Origin of the sequence: Streptomyces sp. NPDC048643, assembly GCF_040650615.1 — a bacterium.
GTDB lineage: Bacteria > Actinomycetota > Actinomycetes > Streptomycetales > Streptomycetaceae > Streptomyces.
Genome location: NZ_JBEZHO010000029.1, coordinates 64,653 through 84,360 on the forward strand (window position 1 = coordinate 64,653; position 19,708 = coordinate 84,360).

At 72.0% G+C, this 19,708-nt stretch carries 19 protein-coding genes; 7 read left to right on the forward strand and 12 right to left on the reverse strand.

Annotated elements, in window-relative coordinates; translation table 11 throughout:
- The first annotated feature begins 229 nt into the window (after window positions 1-229).
- The gene (locus AB0C62_RS26120) at window positions 230-1,009 is read left to right on the forward strand and encodes a SigE family RNA polymerase sigma factor (protein WP_164369416.1); all 780 of its coding nucleotides are present in this window, start codon (window positions 230-232) and stop codon (window positions 1,007-1,009) included.
- Between the two features lie 183 nt (window positions 1,010-1,192).
- On the opposite strand, the gene AB0C62_RS26125 is transcribed toward AB0C62_RS26120, so the two are convergent.
- A complete protein-coding gene (locus tag AB0C62_RS26125) occupies window positions 1,193-1,831 on the reverse strand; it encodes a uridine kinase (protein WP_362977013.1) in 639 nt (212 codons plus the stop codon).
- Window positions 1,832-2,089: 258 nt separating this feature from the next.
- Between AB0C62_RS26125 and AB0C62_RS26130 the strand changes: the two genes are divergently transcribed.
- Window positions 2,090-2,497 carry a hypothetical protein gene (locus tag AB0C62_RS26130; RefSeq protein WP_362977015.1) on the forward strand — a complete coding sequence of 136 codons (408 nt, stop codon included), beginning with the start codon at window positions 2,090-2,092 and terminating at the stop codon, window positions 2,495-2,497.
- 154 nt (window positions 2,498-2,651) lie between these two features.
- On the opposite strand, the gene AB0C62_RS26135 is transcribed toward AB0C62_RS26130, so the two are convergent.
- The 4 genes from AB0C62_RS26135 to AB0C62_RS26150 form a co-directional block, all read right to left on the reverse strand.
- Complete coding sequence (locus AB0C62_RS26135) at window positions 2,652-3,557, reverse strand: aldehyde dehydrogenase family protein (RefSeq protein WP_362977017.1); 906 nt, start codon at window positions 3,555-3,557, stop codon at window positions 2,652-2,654.
- Entirely contained in the window at window positions 3,558-5,015 is a 1,458-nt protein-coding gene (locus AB0C62_RS26140; RefSeq protein ID WP_362977019.1) for an aldehyde dehydrogenase family protein, read from the reverse strand.
- A gap of 6 nt (window positions 5,016-5,021) precedes the next feature.
- Window positions 5,022-5,972 carry a deoxyribose-phosphate aldolase gene (gene deoC / locus AB0C62_RS26145; RefSeq protein ID WP_362977092.1) on the reverse strand — a complete coding sequence of 317 codons (951 nt, stop codon included), beginning with the start codon at window positions 5,970-5,972 and terminating at the stop codon, window positions 5,022-5,024.
- A 692-nt stretch (window positions 5,973-6,664) separates the two neighbouring features.
- Window positions 6,665-7,528, reverse strand: coding sequence for a methyltransferase domain-containing protein (locus AB0C62_RS26150; RefSeq protein WP_362977021.1), 864 nt, complete (start codon window positions 7,526-7,528; stop codon window positions 6,665-6,667).
- 75 nt (window positions 7,529-7,603) lie between these two features.
- On the opposite strand from AB0C62_RS26150, the gene AB0C62_RS26155 reads away from it, so the two are divergent.
- The gene (locus tag AB0C62_RS26155) at window positions 7,604-8,041 is read left to right on the forward strand and encodes a helix-turn-helix domain-containing protein (RefSeq protein ID WP_362977023.1); all 438 of its coding nucleotides are present in this window, start codon (window positions 7,604-7,606) and stop codon (window positions 8,039-8,041) included.
- A 248-nt stretch (window positions 8,042-8,289) separates the two neighbouring features.
- Window positions 8,290-8,970 carry a PH domain-containing protein gene (locus AB0C62_RS26160; RefSeq protein WP_362977025.1) on the forward strand — a complete coding sequence of 227 codons (681 nt, stop codon included), beginning with the start codon at window positions 8,290-8,292 and terminating at the stop codon, window positions 8,968-8,970.
- 152 nt (window positions 8,971-9,122) lie between these two features.
- On the opposite strand, the gene AB0C62_RS26165 is transcribed toward AB0C62_RS26160, so the two are convergent.
- The 3 genes from AB0C62_RS26165 to AB0C62_RS26175 all read right to left on the reverse strand — a co-directional run bounded on the left by AB0C62_RS26165 (window position 9,123) and on the right by AB0C62_RS26175 (window position 12,251).
- Window positions 9,123-10,754 (reverse strand): phospho-sugar mutase, encoded by a 1,632-nt coding sequence (locus tag AB0C62_RS26165; protein ID WP_362977027.1) that lies wholly within the window; start codon window positions 10,752-10,754, stop codon window positions 9,123-9,125.
- An 82-nt stretch (window positions 10,755-10,836) separates the two neighbouring features.
- Complete coding sequence (locus AB0C62_RS26170; protein ID WP_362977029.1) at window positions 10,837-11,661, reverse strand: purine-nucleoside phosphorylase; 825 nt, start codon at window positions 11,659-11,661, stop codon at window positions 10,837-10,839.
- Window positions 11,662-11,813: 152 nt separating this feature from the next.
- Window positions 11,814-12,251 (reverse strand): gamma-glutamylcyclotransferase, encoded by a 438-nt coding sequence (locus tag AB0C62_RS26175; RefSeq protein ID WP_164369425.1) that lies wholly within the window; start codon window positions 12,249-12,251, stop codon window positions 11,814-11,816.
- Window positions 12,252-12,357: 106 nt separating this feature from the next.
- On the opposite strand from AB0C62_RS26175, the gene AB0C62_RS26180 reads away from it, so the two are divergent.
- Window positions 12,358-13,806, forward strand: coding sequence for an NAD(P)H-quinone dehydrogenase (locus tag AB0C62_RS26180; RefSeq protein ID WP_362977031.1), 1,449 nt, complete (start codon window positions 12,358-12,360; stop codon window positions 13,804-13,806).
- Window positions 13,807-13,973: 167 nt separating this feature from the next.
- Complete coding sequence (locus AB0C62_RS26185) at window positions 13,974-14,942, forward strand: DeoR/GlpR family DNA-binding transcription regulator (RefSeq protein WP_362977033.1); 969 nt, start codon at window positions 13,974-13,976, stop codon at window positions 14,940-14,942.
- A 56-nt stretch (window positions 14,943-14,998) separates the two neighbouring features.
- Here AB0C62_RS26185 and AB0C62_RS26190 read toward each other — a convergent pair whose 3' ends face one another.
- Both AB0C62_RS26190 and AB0C62_RS26195 read right to left on the reverse strand, forming a co-directional pair.
- Window positions 14,999-15,544: a helix-turn-helix domain-containing protein gene (locus AB0C62_RS26190; RefSeq protein WP_362977094.1), complete on the reverse strand. Its 546-nt coding sequence runs from the start codon at window positions 15,542-15,544 to the stop codon at window positions 14,999-15,001.
- A gap of 507 nt (window positions 15,545-16,051) precedes the next feature.
- A complete protein-coding gene (locus AB0C62_RS26195; RefSeq protein ID WP_362977035.1) occupies window positions 16,052-17,824 on the reverse strand; it encodes a biotin carboxylase N-terminal domain-containing protein in 1,773 nt (590 codons plus the stop codon).
- Window positions 17,825-18,178: 354 nt separating this feature from the next.
- On the opposite strand from AB0C62_RS26195, the gene AB0C62_RS26200 reads away from it, so the two are divergent.
- Window positions 18,179-18,757 carry a hypothetical protein gene (locus AB0C62_RS26200; RefSeq protein ID WP_362977037.1) on the forward strand — a complete coding sequence of 193 codons (579 nt, stop codon included), beginning with the start codon at window positions 18,179-18,181 and terminating at the stop codon, window positions 18,755-18,757.
- Between the two features lie 28 nt (window positions 18,758-18,785).
- On the opposite strand, the gene AB0C62_RS26205 is transcribed toward AB0C62_RS26200, so the two are convergent.
- Together AB0C62_RS26205 and AB0C62_RS26210 are read right to left on the reverse strand one after the other, a co-directional pair.
- The gene (locus AB0C62_RS26205; protein WP_362977039.1) at window positions 18,786-19,406 is read right to left on the reverse strand and encodes a nucleoside triphosphate pyrophosphatase; all 621 of its coding nucleotides are present in this window, start codon (window positions 19,404-19,406) and stop codon (window positions 18,786-18,788) included.
- A 64-nt stretch (window positions 19,407-19,470) separates the two neighbouring features.
- On the reverse strand, window positions 19,471-19,599 hold the full coding sequence (locus AB0C62_RS26210; protein WP_266616068.1) for a hypothetical protein: 129 nt from the start codon (window positions 19,597-19,599) through the stop codon (window positions 19,471-19,473).
- Window positions 19,600-19,708: the final 109 nt, after the last annotated feature.

The window sequence follows — 19,708 nt, forward strand, 5'->3', positions numbered from 1 at the left end:
CCGATACCTGCCCCGTGGCGGACGGGCCGACGGCTTCACGGATCCGTCTGCGTAGTCGTACCGCTCTTCTCCGTGACCGGCCTGTGCTGCGCCCGCGCGGAACCCCTGTGACAGGTCTGTGACAGTCGGCGGACACGGCCATGAAGTGGCCCGGGCAAGCTTTTCGTCACAAGGCAGGACGCACCACAGAACGACCGAAGCACCGGTACTCCACGACGGGGGGCGCGAGATGAACACACTGCACAGCACCATTACTGGCGCGGTTGTCACGCGGCTCCACGACGTCAACCGGGCTGCGGAGAAGTCCGGCGCCGTGATCGGGCGGGGGTGCGATCGCGGCGCCGGGCGTCAGCACACCGTGCACATGAAGGTGGTTGACGCCCGCACGGGGGAGAACACCACGGCGGCCACCGCCGTGGGCACGACCGGGGGGAAGGCTCACGGGGGAGCCGCGTACGGGGAGGTCTCGGGGGAGCGTCACTCGCTGTCGGAAGCGGAGTTCACCGCTTACGTCCAGGAGCGCCGCGCCTCCCTGTACGCAACCGCCTACCACCTGACCGGTGACCGCTTCGAGGCCGAGGACCTGCTGCAGAGCGCGCTGTTCTCGACGTACCGGGCCTGGGACCGGATCACCGACAAGGCCGCGGTCGGGGGCTACCTCCGCCGCACCATGACGAACCTGCACATCAGCGCGTGGCGCCGCCGCAAGCTGAACGAGTACCCGACCGAGGAACTGCCGGAGACGCCCGGCGACACGGACGCGATGCGCGGCACCGAACTGCGCGCCGTCCTGTGGCAGGCGCTGGCCCGGCTGCCCGAACTCCAGCGCACGATGCTGGTCCTCCGTTACTACGAGGGCCGCACCGACCCGGAGATCGCGGAGATCCTCGACATCAGTGTCGGCACGGTGAAGTCCAGCATCTGGCGCTCGCTGCGCCGGATGCGTGAGGACGAGGTCCTCAGCTTCGGCCGTGACGAGGAGGAGTCCTTCGGGGAGCTTGTCGCCTGAAGGTCCGGGGGGAGCGGTAACAGACCGGGGGGCGTCGGTTCCGGGGGGAGCCGACGACGGTCGTGGGGGGATCCAACGGGGTCACGGGGGACCACGGGGGAAACGAAGAAGGTCCAGGCGGATGGGGGTCCGCCTGGGCCTCTTTTCGTTGTCCTGCGCGCGAGGGGGCCGGGACCGTGGTGCCTAGGCGGCCGTGCGGTGCGAGGGCGCCCGGCGCCCGGCCGCGGCGGCCGTCAGCCGGCCGAGTGCCTCGGCCTTGTCGCAGGGGTGCGCGCCCAGGGCCGCCTGACGGGCCACGATGGAACGCTCCGTGCGCATCAACCGCCAGCCGCGGCGCAACAGGAACGGCACCGACTTGCGGCCCTCCCTGAGGTCCCGCACGAAGCGGCGCCGGAACGTGGTCACCGCGCCCCGTGACAGGCACAGCGCGTCGGCGAGGACGCCCAGTTCACGGCAGCGCTCGACGATCTCGGCGGCGAAGATCCCCTCCGCGATGAACAGCGGGGTGCGCTCCATGCGCAGGGTCTCGGCGCCGGTCCGGGCGCTCAGCGAGATGTCGTACACGGGGATGTCCGTACGTCCCGTGCGGCACAGTTCCTCGATGGCGGCGACCGCGGTGTCGGCGTCCCAGGACAGCGGGTGGTCCCAGTCGATGTCCTCGCTGCCCTCGACCTGGGGCAGCGTCGGGTCCGTGGCTTCCTTGTAGAAGTCGTCGAGACGCAGCACGGGGAGCCCGGAGTCGGCTGCGAGAAGGGACTTCCCGGAGCCGGAGGGACCGCAGAGCAGCACCACGCGGGTGGGTATCGGGGGGTGGGAGCCCAATTCTCTGCACCTTCTGTGACAGGTCCGGCGGCGCCGCGCGACGGCGCGGCTCCCGGACATTATCCCCGGCGCCGGCGCCCGGGCCGACGGGTACCGGGCTTCTTCACCGACTGGCGGTCATATGCCTGTTGACCCGCAGGGGCTAATCCGTCGCCCGGACAGCCCGCGACGGGAGCCCCGTCAACTACTCTGCGTGTCACTTCCGTTGCTCTCCGCCAGAGAACTCCCGCTCTCCGCTAGTCAAAGAGGAAAACCCTGATGGTGCGACACGCAGCCCAGCCGACCTCCCTGGCCCGTACGACCGCGCGGATCGCCGCGGCGGTCGGTGTGGTCGCCGCCGGTGCCGCCGCGGCCTCCCCGGCCGTCGCGGACTCGGCCCCCGCCGTGGACGTACTGCGCACCCGGCCCACCTCGCTCGGCAACATCGACCCGCAGGCCGGACTCCAGGCGCTGACCGGAACCGTGGGCTATGTCACGGGCCCCGTCGAGGGACTCAAGCCCAACCCGCTGGCGGGCACGGGCGTCGACCCCCTCGACAACGGCGTCGGAACCCAGCTCGCCGATTTCAAGCCGCTGTCCTCCAAGACCCTGACGGGACCGCTGGCGCAGGCCCCGTCGGTCGGCAGCATCCCGGTGCTCGGCCAGGTGACCGGGCTGCTGCACTGACCTGAGGCCGCCCCCGGCGGCCCGGCGGACAGGAGAAGAGCCGCGCTCCCCCCGGACGGAGGGGGAGCGCGGCTCTCCGTTGCCCGGAGCCCCAGGGACACGGATCGGGGCTCCGGAAGTGTGACCGCACCGGCGGGCGCGGCTCAGCGGGAACTCAGTACGAGGAACCCGAGACGCCCAGCGCGCCCGTCGGGTGCCAGACCGTCTTCGTCTCCAGGAAGGCGGTCAGACGCTCGGTTCCGGGAGTGCGCGCGTAATCCACAGCCTGTGGACGGACGACGCGCTTCAGGTTGTCCGCGGCGGCGATCTCCAGCTCCTTGGCCAGTTCCTCGTCCGCTCCGGCCAGGTCGATCGCGTTCACGTCCTGGTGCGCGGCCAGCGGGGCCGCGATCTCCGCGGTCCTGCCGGACAGGATGTTCACGACACCGCCGGGCACGTCCGAGGTGGCCAGCACCTCACCCAGCGACAGCGCCGGGAGCGGGGACTTCTCGCTCGCGATCACGATCACCGTGTTGCCGGTGGCGATCACCGGGGCGATCACCGAGACCAGACCGAGGAACGAGGAGTCCTGGGGCGCGAGGACGGTGACGACGCCTGTCGGCTCCGGGGACGACACGTTGAAGAACGGTCCCGCCACCGGGTTCCCGCCGCCCACGACCTGGGCGATCTTGTCCGTCCAGCCCGCGTACCAGACCCACCGGTCGATCGCCGCGTCGACGACCGCCGCCGCCTTCGACTTCGACAGGCCCTCGGCCTCCGCCACCTCGCGGGCGAACTGCTCTCGGCGGCCCTCCAGCATCTCCGCGACGCGGTAGAGGACCTGGCCGCGGTTGTACGCCGTGGCGCCGGACCAGCCGCCGAACGCCTTGCGCGCGGCGACGACCGCGTCCCGGGCGTCCTTGCGCGAGGACTGCGGGGCGTTGGCCAGCCACTTGCTCTTCGCGTCGGTCACCTCGTACACCCGGCCGCTCTCGGAACGCGGGAACTTGCCGCCCACGTACAGCTTGTAGGTCTTGAACACGCTCAGACGCTGCTGCTCGGACTTCTCGACTGCGCTCATTTATCGCTCGCCCTCCTGGCTCGACGGGGCGAGGTACGCCTCCAGGCCGTGCCGGCCGCCCTCGCGGCCGTAGCCCGACTCCTTGTATCCGCCGAACGGCGAGGTGGGGTCGAACTTGTTGAACGTGTTGGACCAGATCACGCCCGCGCGCAGCTTGCTCGCGACGGCGAGGATGCGGGAGCCCTTCTCGGTCCAGATGCCCGCCGACAGGCCGTACTGCGTGTTGTTGGCCTTGGTGACCGCCTCGTCCGGGGTGCGGAACGTGAGGACGGACAGCACCGGGCCGAAGATCTCGTCGCGGGCGACGGTGTGCGCCTGCGTGACGTTCGTGAAGAGCGTCGGGGCGAACCAGTAGCCGGACGAGGGGAGTTCGCAGGCCGGGGACCAGCGCTCGGCGCCCTCGGCCTCGCCCTGCTCGACGAGCGAGGTGATCCGGGCGAGCTGTTCGGCGGAGTTGATCGCGCCGATGTCGGTGTTCTTGTCCAGCGGGTCGCCGAGGCGCAGCGTCGACAGCCGGCGCTTGAGCGAGTCGAGCAGCTCGTCGTGGATCGACTCCTGGACCAGCAGCCGCGAGCCCGCGCAGCAGACCTGGCCCTGGTTGAAGAAGATGCCGGTGACGATGCCCTCGACGGCCTGGTCGATCGGGGCGTCGTCGAAGACGATGTTCGCGCCCTTGCCGCCCAGTTCGAGCGTGACCTTCTTGTGCGAGCCCGCGACCTGCCGGGCGATCGCCTTGCCGACGGCGGTGGAACCGGTGAACGCCACCTTGTCCACGTCCGGGTGCGCGACGAGGGCCGCGCCCGCGTCGCCGTACCCGGGAAGGATGTTGACGACGCCCCTGGGCAGGCCCGCCTGGCGGCAGATGTCCGCGAAGAACAGCGCCGAGAGCGGCGTGGTCTCGGCGGGCTTCAGCACCACCGTGTTGCCGGCGGCCAGCGCCGGGGCGATCTTCCACGCCAGCATCAGCAGCGGGAAGTTCCACGGGATGACCTGGCCGGCCACGCCCAGCGGGCGCGGGTTCGCGCCGAGACCGGCGTGGTCGAGCTTGTCCGCCCAGCCCGCGTAGTAGAAGAAGTGCGCGGCGACCAGGGGGAGGTCCGCGTCGCGGGTCTCCTTGATCGGCTTGCCGTTGTCCAGCGTCTCCAGGACGGCCAGCTCGCGGCTGCGCTCCTGGATGATCCGGGCGATGCGGAACAGGTACTTGGCGCGCTCGGAGCCCGGCAGCGCCGACCACTTCACGAACGCCTTGCGGGCCGCCTTCACCGCGCGGTCCACGTCCGCCTCGCCCGCCTGGGCGATCTCGGAGAGCACCTCCTCGGAGGCGGGGGAGACGGTCTTGAAGACCTTGCCGTCGGCGGCCTCGGTGAACTCACCGTCGATGAACAGGCCGTAGGACGGGGCGATGTCGACGACGGAGCGGGACTCGGGCGCCGGGGCGTATTCGAATGCGGAAGCCATGATGGATCAGTCCACCGTCACGTAGTCGGGGCCGGAGTAGCGGCCGGTGGCCAGCTTCTGACGCTGCATCAGCAGGTCGTTCAGGAGGGAGGACGCGCCGAAGCGGAACCAGTGGTTGTCCAGCCAGTCCTCGCCCGCCGTCTCGTTCACCAGCACGAGGAACTTGATCGCGTCCTTGGTGGTGCGGATGCCGCCGGCCGGCTTCACGCCGACCTGCACCCCGGTCTGGGCGCGGAAGTCGCGGACGGCCTCCAGCATGAGCAGCGTGTTCGCGGGCGTCGCGTTCACCGCGACCTTGCCGGTGGACGTCTTGATGAAGTCGGCCCCGGCCAGCATGCCGAGCCAGCTCGCACGGCGGATGTTGTCGTACGTCGACAGCTCGCCGGTCTCGAAGATGACCTTCAGGCGGGCGGCGCCGGAGGCCTCCTTCACGGCGACGATCTCGTCGTACACCTTCAGGTAGTGGCCCGCGAGGAACGCCCCGCGGTCGATGACCATGTCGATCTCGTCGGCGCCCGCGGCGACCGCGTCCCGCACGTCGGCCAGCTTCACGTCGAGCGCGGCACGGCCGGCCGGGAACGCGGTGGCGACGGAGGCGACCAGTACGCCGGAACCGGCGACGGCCTCCTTCGCGACGGCCACCATGTCGGGGTAGACACAGACCGCGGCGGTGCTGGGCGCGGTGCGGTCCGTCGGGTCCGGGAGCACCGCCTTGGCGCCGAGCGCCCGGACCTTGCCCGGGGTGTCCGCGCCTTCCAGCGTCGTCAGGTCGACCATCGAGATGGCGAGGTCGATCGCGTACGCCTTCGCGGTGGTCTTGATGGAACGGGTGCCGAGCGAGGCGGCGCGCGCCTCCAGGCCGACCGCGTCCACGCCGGGCAGCCCGTGGAGGAAGCGGCGCAGAGTGCTGTCGGACGCGGTCACGTCGGCGAGGGCAGCGGGTGCAGAGGTGGGCATGGTCACCAGACGAGCATATCTACGCGCGTAGCGGCTGTACAGCCCCGGGGACGGGATCGGGGCGGGCGGTCACCCGGGCGCCGGTGGACCCCTACGGGTCGGCCGAGGGCGCCCCTTCGGGGCGGGTGCTTCTCCTGGGCCGTCCGGCGGGCGTGCCTGCCGGACGAGCGGGGCCCGCCCGGCAGGAGTCGGGGGGCCTGGCGGGGAGGCGGCTCCGAGGGCACCCCGAAGGGGTGGGGTGGCGCGGGGCGCTGTTGCTCCGGGGCAGCGCGGGGCGCTGTTCCTCCGGGGCCGGCTGCTGGGCCCGCCCGTGGGGCGGGTCCGTGCCGTCCACCGGGGCGCCCCGTTCCGCGGGCGGTGCGAGGGCGTGCCTGCCGGGCGAAGGGGAACCGCCCCCCCGGAGCCGGAGCCGGGTTCGGAGTCGGAGCGGAGGCGTGGGGACCTGGCGCGGCGGCGGATCCGAGGGCGCGCCTGTGGACGGGCGGGCGGGCGACGCGGGGCGGGCGACGCGGGGCGTCCGCTCCCAGGGCCTGCTGCCGGGCCCTGTCCCGGGGCAGGCCCGTGCCGTCCCCCCACCTCGGGGGCTCGGGGTTCCCCGTTCCGTGGGCGGCGCCCGGACGCGGCAGGCCCCGGACGTCCCGGACAAGGCAGGCCCCGGGAAGTGGGGTCAGCCCGGTCCCCGCACCGGTGGGTCAGATCGCGGGCGTTCCACCCGGGGCCCGCGCGTCGATCTGCCAGCAGGCGGCCGTGAAGCGGATCTCGTCGGCGTGGACGAACGGGGCGAAGGCCGGGCGGACCGTCTCGACGACCCGCTCGCGGGTCGGCTCGTCCGCCGCGCGCAGGGCAGTGCCGACCGGACCGAAACGGGTGAACCACCACACCAGCTTCTCGGCGGGGAGCACGCAGGTCGCGTCGACGGGCCGGATGTCGATGTCCTCCCAGCCGCCCTCCTCCAGCAGGCGGCGGACCCGGTCCGCGTCCGCGAAGGCGAACTGGCCCGGCGCGTCGGGCTGCCGCTCCGGAAGGTCGGGCAGGAGCGGCGCCGCGGCCCGTTCGGCCGTCGTCATGAACGGGTTCTCCTCCATGTCGCGCCAGGCGATGAACCGCAGTCCCGCCCCGGCCCGCGCGGCCCGGCGCAGGTTCGCGAAGGCCCGTACCGAGTCCTCGAAGAACATCACCCCGAAGCGGGAGACGACCGTGTCGAAGTCCCCGGCCTCGAAGGCGTGGTCCTGCGCGTCGGCGCGGACGAACGAGACCGGTACGCCCTCCCGCTCGGCGCGTGCCCGGGCCGCGTCCAGCATCGGCCCGGAGATGTCCACGCCCACACAGTGCCCCTCGGGCCCCAGCCGCCGCGCGACGGCCACCGTCGTGCCGCCCGTGCCGCAGCCGACGTCGAGCACCCTGCCCCCGCGCCCCTCCGGGACCGCCTCGACGAGCAGGTCCTGCAACGGCCGGTACAACGCGTCCACCACGTCCTGGGCCTCGGCCCAGGCGTTGCCCGAAGGACCGTTCCAGCGCGCCGCCTGCTCGTCGTCCGGCTTGCCCTTGGCTTCCATGACCGCCTCCTGTGTTTGCCCTCACGGGCAGGGAGATGACACCGTCCTACTTCAAGTCGACTTGAGGTCAAGAGGATGCCGGACCTGGACATCGCCGAAGTGGCGCGCCGCGCCGCCGTGCCCGCCTCCACCCTGCGCTACTACGAGGAGAAGGGGCTGATCGCCTCCACGGGCCGGCGTGGCCTGCGCCGGCAGTTCGACCCCGGCGTGCTGGAGCGGCTGGCACTGATCGCGCTCGGGCGCTCCGCCGGCTTCTCGCTCGACGAGATCGCCCGGATGTTCGCCCCCGACGGGCGGCCGCGCATCGACCGCGGGATGCTCGCCGACAAGGCCGACGAACTGGACCGGACGATCCGTGAACTCCGCGTCCTCAGCGACTCCCTGCGACACGCCGCCGTCTGCCCGGCCCCGAGCCATCTGGAGTGCCCCACGTTCCGGCGCATCCTGCGCAGCGCCGCCACCGGCACCGCCCCCGCGCCGGCGGTGCCCCGGAGGAGGACGCCGCGGCCCTGACGGACGCACCGCCTCGCCGCCGCCGTCTCGGGACGTCACGAGCACCTCGTCGCGTGACGTCGGACACCCCGGGACCGGCTCCGAACCCAGACGAGTCCGGCCTTCCGGTCACGGCCGAGACGGCTCCGGGCCGAGGTGGGGCGGGCGGTGGACCCGTCCGGCACGGCAAGCGGGAGAGAAGAGTTCGCGACCATAGTGAGACCCCACCGAGCTCAAGCGCGCGGCGCTCGTCGGGCACAATCGGGGCCATGAGCACCCCGGACCACCAGTCACCTCTCCCGGACGCCTCGCGACCCGAGGCCAAGGACCGGATCTACCGGTCGCCCGCCGGGATCACGGGCGGCGCCCTGCTGCTGTTCATCGCCGGCTGGCTCGGCGTCGACGCCCTGGTCTCCGGAACCGGCCGCACCCCCTGGCTGGCTCTCGCCGCGCTGATCCTGGTCGTCCCGCTGGTGGCCGCCTTCACGCTGCGCCCCGCGGTCTACGCGAACGAGGACCGGCTGCGCATCCGCAACCCGCTCCGCGTGATCGTGCTCCCGTGGAGCAAGGTCGCCTCGCTGCGCTCCTCCTACTCGAACGAGGTCGTCGACACCGACGGCGCCAAGTTCCAGCTCTGGGCCGTGCCGGTGTCGCTGCGCGCCCGCAAGAAGGTCGCCAAGCACCAGGGGCAGGCCGCCACCGGGAGCCGTGGCGTCGAGGGGCGCATGGCCGCGATGGGCCGTCCGTCGCCGTTCGGCCGCGGTGCCGTCGCCGACGCGCCGACCCGGTCGCAGACCGACCAGGTCATGGACGACCTGCGCGGGCTGGCCGAGGCGCGGGCGCACGAGCCCGAGGCGCAGGGCGAGGTCACGGTGCGCTGGGCGTACGAGGTGATCGGCCCCGCGATCGCGGGCGCGGTCGTCCTGGCCATCCTGATCGCCACGGGCTGAGCCCACCTGGCGCCGGGCCGCTCTCGTCCGTCCCCCGGCAGGCGTCCGTCCAGCGTCCCGTCTCTCCGGGCAGCACGAAGGGGGCGCCGCGTCCTGGAACGCGGCGCCCCCTTCGGCGTACGGATACCCGGAACCGGGCCGGTGCCCCGCTGTCAGATGCCGGCCGCCGTCGACAGGTCCCGCTTGATCGTGGCGAGCAGCTCGGCGGCCTTCGCGTGGCCCGTCGGGAGGTCGGCGTGGGTGCCGACGGGCACCACGACCTCCAGGTAGCACTTCAGCTTGGGCTCCGTGCCGCTCGGGCGGACGATGACCCGGGCGCCGTCCAGCGTGTAGCGCAGTCCGTCGGTGGGCGGCAGCAGCTCCGTGCCCTCGGACAGGTCCTCGGCCTTCGTGATCGCGAGGCCCGCCAGCTCGGTGGGCGGCTGCTCGCGCAGGCGGCGCATGGCGTCCGCGATGACCGCCAGGTCCTCCACGCGCACCGAGAGCTGGTCGGTGGCGTGCAGTCCGTGGGCGACGGCGAGGTCGTCGAGCAGATCGAGCAGGGTCCTGCCCTGTTCCTTCAGCTCGGAGGCCAGCTCGGTGATGAGCAGGGCGGCGGTGATGCCGTCCTTGTCGCGCACGCCCTCGGGGTCGACGCAGTAACCGAGCGCCTCCTCGTAGCCGTAGCGCAGACCGTCGACGCGGGCGATCCACTTGAAGCCGGTGAGGGTCTCCTCGTACGGCAGGCCCGCGCCCTCGGCGATCCGGCCCAGCAGCGAGGAGGAGACGATCGACTCGGCGAACGTGCCGCGCGCGCCGCGCCGGACCAGGTGCTCGGCGAGCAGCGCGCCGACCTCGTCACCGCGCAGCATCCGCCAGTCCCCGCCGGCGGGGACGGCCACGGCGCAGCGGTCGGCGTCGGGGTCGTTGGCGACGATGATGTCCGGGCCGCTCGCGCGGGCCTGCGCGAAGGCCAGGTCCATCGCGCCCGGCTCCTCCGGGTTGGGGAAGGCGACCGTCGGGAAGTCCGGGTCGGGCTCGGCCTGTTCCGCCACGAGCACCGGCTCCGGGAAGCCGGCCCGCGCGAACGCCGCGAGGAGCACATCCTTGCCGACGCCGTGCATCGGCGTGTAGACGGTGCGCGCGGTGCGCGGCGACCCCGCGGCCAGGACGGCGTCCGTACGGGCCAGATAGGCGTCCAGGACGCCCTCGTCGAGGATCTCCCAGCCGGACTCGGGGCGCGGCACGTCGGCGAGCGCCCGCACCGCGTCGATCTCGGCGGCGATCTCCGCGTCGGCCGGCGGCACGATCTGCGAGCCGTCGCCCAGGTACACCTTGTAGCCGTTGTCGCGGGGCGGGTTGTGGCTGGCGGTGACCTCCACGCCCGCGACCGCGCCGAGGTGGCGTATGGCGTAGGCGAGGACGGGGGTGGGCAGCGGCCGGGGCAGGACGGCGGCGCGCAGCCCGGCGCCGGTCATCACGGCCGCGGTGTCCCGGGCGAAGTCGGCGGACTTGTGACGGGCGTCGTAGCCGATCACGACGAGCCCGCCGGTCTCGCCCCTGGCCTTCAGGTACGCGGCGAGTCCCGCCGCCGCCCTGATGACCACGGAGCGGTTCATCCGCATCGGCCCGGCGCCGAGTTCACCGCGCAGGCCCGCGGTGCCGAACTGCAGGGTCCCGGCGAAGCGGGCGGCGAGCTCGGTGACGTCCTCGGCGTCGACGAGCTTGGCGAGTTCCTCACGGGTCTCCGCGTCGGGGTCCTCGGCCAGCCACGCCTTGGCCCGCGCGATGAGTTCGTCCTGCACCTCGGGTGCACCTCTCTTCGGTCGTACGGTTCCGTCTGCCCGGTCGTTCCGCCCCCGGGGCCGGGGACGGACCTCCCGCCGCCTAGAGGCGGTCCAGCACCTGGGTCAGGAGTTCCCCCATGCGCACGGCCGAGTCGCGGCCCGCCTGGAGGACTTCCTCGTGGTTGAGGGGCTCGCCCGTCATACCGGCGGCGAGGTTGGTGACGAGCGAGATGCCGAGGACCTCGGCGCCCGCCTCGCGCGCGGCGATGGCTTCGAGGGTGGTCGACATGCCCACCAGGTCCGCGCCGATGACCCGGGCCATCCGGATCTCGGCCGGCGTCTCGTAGTGCGGGCCGGGGAACTGGGCGTAGACGCCCTCTTCGAGCGAGGAGTCGACCTCCTTGCACAGCGCGCGCAGCCGCGGCGAGTACAGGTCGGTGAGGTCGACGAAGTTCGCGCCGATGATCGGCGAGGTGGCCGTCAGGTTGATGTGGTCGCTGATGAGCACCGGCTGGCCGGGGCGCATGCCCTCGCGCAGGCCGCCGCAGCCGTTGGTCAGCACGATGGTCTTGCAGCCGGCGGCGACGGCGGTACGGACGCCGTGCGCGACGGCGGCGACCCCGCGGCCCTCGTAGAAGTGGGTGCGGCCGAGGAAGACCAGGGCGCGCTTGTCACCGATCACGTACGAGCGGACCTTGCCGCCGTGACCCTCGACGGCCGGGGCCGGGAAGCCGGGCAGCTCGGTGACCTGGAACTCGGCCTCGGGGGTGCCGAGGGCGTCCGAGGCCGGAGCCCAGCCGGAGCCCATCACGAGGGCGACGTCATGGGTGTCGGCGCCGGTCAGCTCGCGCAGGCGCGTGGCGGCGGCGTCAGCGGCGGCATGAGGGTCGCCCTGGATGTCGTCCGGAAGAAGAGATGCGTTCACGCGCATGAGGGTAGCCGGTCTGGGCCTACGCGCGTAGATGACAGAGCTCACGGTCTTGCGATCGTTGTCTTGTCGTTTCCGACGAAAACAGGGGAGGGAGGCTCCAGCAGGAGTGCCCGGTGTTCGGAGAGACGTCGGGGACAGCGGCGCGCTCAGCAGGGGCGCTTGCGGATCTCCATGACGTAGTCGTGCGGCGCTCCCGCGGACTCCGCGGCGTCCGCGAGCTCCCCCAGGTAGCGCGCCGAGGGGAGTCCGCCCTCGTATCCGTTCAGTACGTACACCCAGGCGGGCTCCTCGCCCTCCAGCGTGTGCACCCGTACGCGCATCCGCCGGTAGACGTCGAGGCCGACGCCCTCCCAGCGGTCCATGGAGTCCTCGTCGAGCGGCGCGATGTCGTACAGCGCCACGAAGACCTGGGACCGCGGAGCCTCGACGATCGTCGCCAGCGCGCCCTCCCAGCCCATGTGCTCGCCGCCGAACGTCAGCCGCCAGCCGTTCAGCCAGCCCGTGGCGCGCAGCGGCGAATGCGGGGCGCGGCGCGTCATGAGCCGCGGGTCGAGATTGCCGGCGTACGCGGCGTAGAGCGACATGGGGTCGAGGGTACGGCAGCGAAACGTACGTCTCTCGCGTAACAAAGTGGCCCGGATGCCCGCACCGGGACCCCCTGGGCGGAAGCACCTTGAAGCGTGCGGGACAATGGAGTACGTGACTCGGATCGTGATCATCGGTGGCGGACCCGGCGGATATGAAGCTGCGCTGGTGGCAGCGCAACTCGGCGCGGAGGTGACCGTCGTCGACTGCGACGGTCTGGGCGGGGCGTCGGTGCTCACCGACTGCGTGCCGTCGAAGACTCTGATCGCCACGGCCGAGGTGATGACGACCTTCGACTCCTCGTACGAGGAGCTGGGCATCATCGTCGCCGACGACACCCCGCCCGAGGAGCAGGCGGCCCGGGTGGTCGGCGTGGACCTCGGCAAGGTCAACCGCCGCGTGAAGCGCCTCGCGCTCGCCCAGTCGCACGACATCACGGCCTCGGTGACCCGGGCCGGCGCCCGCGTGCTGCGCGGCCGCGGCCGGCTGGAGGGCATGCAGGCCCTGGACGGCTCCCGCAAGGTCGTCGTGCGCGCCGCCGACGGCAACGAGGAGACCCTCACCGCCGACGCCGTCCTCATCGCCACCGGCGGTCACCCCCGCGAACTGCCCGACGCGCAGCCCGACGGCGAGCGCATCCTGAACTGGACGCAGGTCTACGACCTCGACGAGCTGCCCGAGGAGCTCATCGTGGTCGGCTCCGGTGTCACCGGCGCCGAGTTCGCCGGCGCCTACCAGGCGCTCGGCTCCCGCGTCACCCTCGTCTCCAGCCGCGACCGCGTGCTGCCCGGCGAGGACCCCGACGCCGCCGCCGTCCTGGAGGACGTCTTCCGCCGCCGCGGCATGAACGTGATGGCCCGCTCCCGCGCCGAGTCCGCCAAGCGGGTCGGCGACCGCGTCGAGGTCACCCTCTCCGACGGCCGCGTGATCAGCGGCACGCACTGCCTGATGGCGGTCGGCGCCATCCCGAACAGCAGCGGGATGGGCCTGGAGGAGGCCGGCGTCAAGGTCCGCGACTCCGGGCACATCTGGACCGACAAGGTCTCCCGCACCACCGCCCCCGGCGTGTACGCGGCCGGCGACGTGACCGGCGTCTTCGCCCTCGCGTCCGTCGCCGCCATGCAGGGCCGGATCGCGATGTACCACTTCCTCGGCGACGCGGTGGCCCCGCTGAACCTGAAGACGGTGTCGTCGAACGTCTTCACCGACCCCGAGATCGCCACGGTCGGCTACTCGCAGGCGGACGTCGACGCGGGCAAGATCGACGCCCGGGGCGTCAAGCTGCCGCTGCTGCGCAACCCGCGCGCCAAGATGCAGGGCATCCGTGACGGCTTCGTCAAGATCTTCTGCCGCCCCGGCACGGGCATCGTGGTCGGCGGTGTGGTCGTCGCCCCGCGGGCCTCGGAACTGATCCACCCCATCTCGATCGCGGTCGACAACAATCTGACGGTCGAACAGATCGCGAACGCCTTCACCGTGTATCCGTCCCTGTCGGGCTCGATCGCCGAGGTCGCCCGGCAGTTGCACACCCGGAAGACGGCGGGCGAGGGCTGACCCCGCCGGGCGACTCTTCGCTGGTCACAGGGAGTCGGGGCCCATTCCCGCGGCATAGGCGGACCGATTAGGCGCGTATACCACTTCGTGTCCTGCCATGCGAACAACTTCTGTTATTCGGCGCAAACTGCTGAAAGCAGACGGTCGTTGGGGTTACTGTCAGTTTCGTGTTCGCTGCAGAACGTCGCCAATTGATCCTCGAAATGGTGCGAGCGAATGGGGCCGTGTCGCTCCGTGAGCTCGCCCGCGTCGTCCAGACCTCCGAAGTGACCGTACGGCGGGACGTGCGCGCACTGGAGGCAGAAGGACTCCTCGACCGCCGGCACGGCGGTGCGGTATTGCCGGGCGGGTTCACGCGAGAGTCCGGCTTTCCGCAGAAATCACATCTCGCGACCGCCGAGAAGACGGCCATCGCCGATCTTGCCGCGGGTCTCGTCGAAGAGGGCGAGGCCATCGTGGTGGGGGCGGGCACCACCACCCAGGAGCTGGCCCGCCGGCTCGCGCGCATCCCCGGCCTGACCGTCGTCACCAACTCCCTGCTGGTGGCCCAGGCGTTGGCCCATGCCAACCGTGTCGAGGTCGTCATGACCGGCGGCACGCTGCGCGGTTCCAACTACGCCCTGGTCGGATCGGGTGCCGAGCAGTCCCTCCAAGGGCTGCGCGTCTCCCGGGCGTTCCTCTCCGGGAGCGGTCTGACCGCCGAGCGCGGGCTCTCCACGTCCAACATGCTCTCGGCGTCCGTGGACCGTGCTCTGGTCCAGGCGGCCGCGGAGGTGGTGGTCCTCGCCGACCACACGAAGCTCGGCGCGGACACCATGTTCCAGACCGTGCCGACCGACCTGATCACCCGTCTGGTCACGGACGAGCCGCCCGCGCATGACGACCGCGCGGCCACCGAACTGCAGGCCCTGGCCGATCAGGGCGTACAGATCGCGGTGGCCGGGTCATCGGCATCGGGCGGAGCGGGAGGGGACCCCCTCCCGGCGGGGCGCCAGCAACGCCGGGACGTCCCCCTCCCGGGTCCGCGCCGAGGCCAGGTCGTACCGGGCTCGGGACCACAACTACGCAGCGCGACGGTGATGGGGGACCAGCCCCCGGCCGAAAGGGCACGGGTGGCCGACCTTCGACGCCGCTGAGCGGTGTCGGCGGTCCGTGGAACGGACAGCGGGGCAGCTGTCGCGCCCCGTCCGGCTCATGGCTTCAGACCACGCAGTGTCAGGTTCAGCAGACGGTCGGCCAGTCCGGCGTCGTCCGGGGTTTCCTCCGCCGCCAGCGCGATCGCGTTGGTCAGCTGGAGGAGGTCACCGATCGACACATCGGCGCGTACGGCGCCCGACTCCTGGGCGCGGAGCAGCAGGGCGCTGCCCGCCTCCCGCATCGGGCCGCTGCACCGGGCCAGATGTGAACCGTCGTCCCGCGCCGCCGTCATGAGGGCGCGCGCGAGCCCGCGGTACTCACTCGCGTGCGTGACGATCGCGCGCAGCCAGTCCACCAGGGCGGTGCACGGCTGCGGGGCCTCCAGCAGTTCGCGTGAGCGGCTCAGCAGGTCGCTCACGGCCTCCTCGAAGACCGCGCTCAGCAGTGCGTGCCGGTTCGGGAAGTGGCGGTAGAGCGTGCCGATGCCGACGCCCGCTCGTCGGGCCACGTCCTCCAGGGACGCGTCCGTGCCGTGTTCGGCGAACGTGGACCGGGCCTCTGTCACCAGGCGTTCGTAGTTGCGGCGGGCGTCCGCGCGCATGGCGCGCGGCGGTTCCGAGTCGGGGTGTCGCGGCCCCGGGTTCGCGTCCCGGGCGGGGTCGGACGTGTTGGCTCGCTCCTGTGCGGTCGCACTCACCGTCGCTGCCATCTTGCCTCTTTCGCCGGGGCCGACTCCCTCGCCCGGCCGGTCCCCAGGATGCCACCGGTTGTCCACCGGGTGGGCTCGGGCGGTACCCGGTGTCTTCTGGGCTTCGCCCCCGGGCCTGCTCTCGGTTGTTGGTCCGCCGTCCGCCGGTGGGGGTTTGTCGCGCGGTTCCCCGCGCCCCTGGACGGTCCCCGGCGTTGTCGGGGCCTTGCCCCACGGGCCTGCGCCCGGTGGTGGGTTTCGCCGGCCGCCGGTGGGGGTTTGTCGAGCGGTTCCTCGTGACTCTGGGCGGTCCCCGGCGTTCTCGGGGCTTTGCCCCACGACGCACTGCGCCCGGCGGGCCGCAGGAGCGGGTGCCGGGCACAGTGGGGGCGGGTCGGGCAGGGGCCCGAGCCGCGTTGGTCAGTCCTTGATCTCGCAGATCGCGGCACCCGAGGTGATGGACGAGCCGACCTCCGCCAGCAGGCCCTTGATGGTGCCGGAGCGGTGCGCGTTCAGCGGCTGCTCCATCTTCATGGCCTCCAGGACGACGACGAGGTCGCCCTCCTTGACCTCCTGGCCCTCCTCGACGGCCACCTTGACGATGGTGCCCTGCATCGGAGAGGCGAGCGTGTCGCCCGAGGCGGCCGGGCCGGACTTCTTCGCGGCCCGGCGCTTGGGCTTGGCGCCCGCGGCGAGACCCGTACGGGCCAGGGACATGCCGAGCGAGACGGGCAGCGAGACCTCGAGGCGCTTGCCGCCGACCTCGACGACGACCGTCTCGCGGCCCGGCTCGTCGTCGGTCTCGCCGTCGGCCGGAGCGCTGAACGGCTTGATCTCGTTGACGAACTCGGTCTCGATCCAGCGGGTGTGGATCGTGAACGGGTCGCTGGAGCCGGTGAGTTCGGGAGCGAACGCCGGGTCCGTGACGACCGCGCGGTGGAACGGGATCGCCGTCGCCATGCCCTCGACGTCGAACTCGGCGAGCGCACGCGAGGCCCGCTGGAGCGCCTGCTCACGCGTGGCGCCGGTGACGATCAGCTTGGCGAGCAGGGAGTCCCAGGCCGGGCCGATGACCGAGCCGGACTCGACGCCCGCGTCCAGCCGGACACCGGGGCCCGACGGCGGCGCGAAGGTCGTGACGGTGCCGGGGGCCGGCAGGAAGTTGCGGCCCGGGTCCTCGCCGTTGATACGGAACTCGAAAGAGTGACCCCGCAGTTCGGGGTCGCCGTAACCGAGCGCCTCGCCGTCGGCGATACGGAACATCTCGCGGACGAGGTCGATGCCGGCGACCTCCTCGGTGACCGGGTGTTCCACCTGGAGACGGGTGTTGACCTCCAGGAAGGAGATCGTGCCGTCCGTGCCGACGAGGAACTCGACGGTGCCGGCGCCGACGTAGCCGGCCTCCTTCAGGATCGCCTTCGAGGAGTCGTACAGCTCCTGCACCTGGGCGTCCGAGAGGAAGGGGGCCGGGGCCTCCTCCACCAGCTTCTGGTGGCGGCGCTGGAGGGAGCAGTCACGCGTCGACACGACGACCACGTTGCCGTGGGTGTCGGCCAGGCACTGCGTCTCCACGTGCCGCGGCTTGTCGAGGTAGCGCTCGACGAAGCACTCGCCCCGGCCGAACGCCGCGACGGCCTCGCGGACGGCCGACTCGTAGAGCTCGGGGACCTCTTCGAGGGTGCGGGCGACCTTCAGGCCGCGCCCGCCACCACCGAAGGCGGCCTTGATGGCGATCGGCAGACCGTGCTGCTCGGCGAACGCGACGACCTCCTCGGCACCCGACACCGGGTCCGGGGTGCCGGCCACCAACGGGGCGCCGGCGCGCTGCGCGATGTGCCGGGCGGCGACCTTGTCACCGAGGTCGCGGATGGCCTGCGGCGGCGGGCCGATCCAGATCAGGCCCGCGTCGAGAACGGCCTGTGCGAACTCGGCGTTCTCGGAGAGAAATCCGTATCCGGGGTGGATGGCGTCCGCACCCGAGTCCTTGGCGGCCTGCAGCACCTTGGCGATGTCCAGGTAACTGGTGGCCGGGGTGTCACCGCCCAACGCGAACGCCTCGTCCGCCGCACGGACATGCAGAGCGTCCCGGTCCGGTTCCGCATACACGGCAACGCTCGCGATCCCGGCATCCCGGCACGCCCGGGCCACGCGGACAGCGATTTCGCCACGGTTGGCGATGAGCACCTTGCGCACGATGGCTCCCTCCTTGAAACAAGCCGAGTTTAGGGACAGCCAACACGACGTTTCGACCCGTCCCCTGTGGTGAGCTTGCCCACACGGAGCGTGATACGAGGCTCGCCCTACCCGCGAAATCCCTTGTCGCACCGCAGCACGCGGGAGTCCTTGGCTGAACCCTAGCCCTCCGATGTGGCCAAGGTCTCTGTGGCTCCGTGCTGCGGCCCACAGCGATTCTTTGTGGAGTCCCTACGAATGGCCCAACGATTCTTTGCCCTCGGCAGAACCCTTGTCCCGGGGTTTACCCGTTAGTAGCGTTCGGGATGTCTCGAACGTACTTGGGGTAACAGCACGCGGAAGTGGGTGGGACCGGTGGTGCGCAGACCGGTGGCATGGGTGACGGCGCTCGTGCTCTTCGCGGAGGCGATCGGCGTCGCGCTCCTCAACTGGTTCCTCGGCGTGGTCGTGGACCGTCAGGACATGTCCTTGGCGGGGCTCGACTCCGACACGATGGCGGTCTCGTCGAAGATCGGCGGTCTGGTCTTCGGCCTGTACTTCGTCGCCTGCGCCGTGTCCGCGCTGCTGGTCGGCGTGCGTGACCGCGCGCCCGGTCTCGTCGGGCGTGTCCTGCTGATCAGCGCCGCGGTGGTGCACGCCCTGCTGGGCGCCTTCACGGTGGGTCTGGTCGGCTGGGGCGCCTTCGTCTTCATGATGGTCGTGCTCGGGCTGATCGTGTTCACCCTCCTGGCGTACGACCGCCGGGAGGCCGGTCCGGTCGACGCCGTACCGCCGGGCGGCGGAGGGGGTGGCGAGGGCCTCCAGCACGAGAACGGTGCCGGGCAGGGCGCCGACCAGGGAGGCACCGTCGACCTGGGGAAGGGCGCCGACGAGGGCAGGCACGGCGACGGGGCACCCGCGGTCGTCCCGCCGCCCGCTCCCTCGGCCTCCTGAGCGGGGGCTCCCCGCCCGCCGGGGAGCCCTACTTGTCCTGCGGCGCCCACAACTCCGTGATGCCCACGCCCAGTTCGGCGAGCAGCTTGCGCACCAGCGGCAGCGAGATGCCGATCACGTTGCCGTGGTCGCCGTCGATGCCCTCGATGAACGGGGCCGACCGCCCGTCGAGCGTGAACGCGCCTGCCACGTACAGGGGTTCGCCCGAGGCGACGTACGCGGCGATCTCCTCGTCCGTCGGCTCACCGAAGCGGACGACGGTGGACGCCGTGGCCGACACCCAGCGCTTGCTCGCGGTGTCCCAGACGCAGTGCCCCGTCTGGAGGGTGCCCGCCCGGCCGCGCATCGCCTTCCAGCGGGCCGTCGCCTCCTCGGCGTCGGCGGGCTTGCCGAGCGCCTCGCCGTCCAGGTCCAGCACTGAGTCGCAGCCGATCACCAGCGCGCCCTGGACCTCCGGGTGAGCCGCCACGACGGATGCCTTCGCCTCGGCCAGCGCGCGGGCTAGTTCGGCGGGGGTGGGCGCGGTGACGGCGTCCTCGTCGACCCCGCTCACGATCACCTCGGGGGCGAGTCCGGCCTGCCGCAGCAGGTTGAGCCGGGCGGGGGACTGCGAAGCGAGCACGAGACGGCGGCGCGGCTGATCGGTCATGCCGTTCAGGGTATCGGCGCCGATCGGCCCGCGCGCCGGCCGTCGTTCATCCGCTCCGGAGCGTTCAGCGCACCCCCAGCACGATCATCGCGACCACCATGGCCAGCGCCATGAGAACCCCCAGGCGCCGCAACATGGTCTGCATGTCGCGGAGCTCCTTGGGGGGCTCGTTCTCCGGGTCGGACCACAGCATGTCCTCGATCGTGCGACGACCGCGCCGCCGGGCGCCTGAGTACGCGTACTCAACTTGCGCACGCCTCACATAAACGGGTCTTGAGTCCCTTTAGTGGTCCCGATGCTGC